General features: G+C 69.8%; 1 protein-coding gene. It reads right to left on the reverse strand.

Annotation, left to right across the window (positions count from 1 at the left end; genetic code table 11):
* Positions 1-42 precede the first annotated feature (42 nt).
* On the reverse strand, positions 43-1141 hold a 1099-nt coding region (locus D474_RS0127085; protein WP_239647193.1), incomplete at its 5' end, for an ISAs1 family transposase.

A 1141-nucleotide genomic window follows, 5' to 3' on the forward strand; every position in this document is an offset into this window, starting at 1 on the left:
CAGGGCTGTTTCAAAGTCGGGGGAGGTCGGTATCGGCGCTGGTCACGCGAGCCCGAGGAGGTCGAGTGGTCTGGTGAAGGCCTCATAGGACACCCAGCGGATAGCTGCGGGGATACTGCTCCGATCCAGCCCGGCCAACAACCCGATCGCCAGGTTGCGCAGCATCGCCATGTTCTGCGCCCCGTGCCCGGACCGCACCCGCGAGGCATCCTCTCCAAAGCTCACGTCCCGGACATGGTGCAGCGCCTCGATCTGCCAATGGCCCCGGACCAGACCCGCCAGCCGTCCGACGTCGGCCTGCTCAGCAGCGAGGCTGGTGACCACGTAGGCGTAGGTGCGCCGCACCTTGCCCGTAGCCAGCTCCTTGACCCACCGGTGCACCCGCACCACCTGCTTGGCGTGGGCGAACGCGAGCCCGGGTGCGGTCAGCACCTTGACGGTGCGTCTTTCTTCGCGCCCGTGTGCGCGTGAGGCCTCGGTGAACAGCCGGGGCGCCTGGGCCCACGGGAGTGCTTTGATCTGTCTGAACAGGGTGGGTTGGTTGGCCTTGACGGTGAAGACGTAGTGGGCTCTGCGCTCTTGGACCAGGTGCCGGGCGGTCTCGTTCCGGGTGTGCAGCGCGTCGGCTGAGACCACGCTGCCTTCGATGTCCAGGCCGGCCAGCAGGTCGGCCAGGGCGCTGATCTCGTTGGTTGTGTCGGCCACGCGGGTCTGGGCTGCGACCTGGCCGGCGGGGGTCATGGCGGCCAGCAGGTGCACCGCCCTGCTTTGGCGGGTGTGTGAGCCTCGGGCGCTCTTGCCGTCAACGATCAGTACGGCCAGGTCGGCGGCGGTGCTCATGCGGGTGAGCAGGGTGGGGTCGGTGCTGGTGAGCACGCGTCGGATGGTGGCGGTGCTGGGTGCCTGGCGCAGGCCGAGGGCGGGGTGGGTCAGGCGGGCGTCCAGCCGGGCCAGGGTGTGTTGGGGTGCGTTGGCTGCCCATTGGCCGATCGCGGCCAGGGAGCGGGCTCCGGCCAGTACCGCGCACAGGCTGATCAGGATGATGCAGCCCAGGTGGTGGCGTCGCCCGCGGCGGTGGCGGGGGTCGGCCTGTTCAACAGCGGGAGCGGACAGGGCGCAGGAGGCCATGGCAGACTGAGGG

The organism is Nocardiopsis salina YIM 90010 (assembly GCF_000341025.1).
Classification (GTDB): domain Bacteria; phylum Actinomycetota; class Actinomycetes; order Streptosporangiales; family Streptosporangiaceae; genus Nocardiopsis; species Nocardiopsis salina.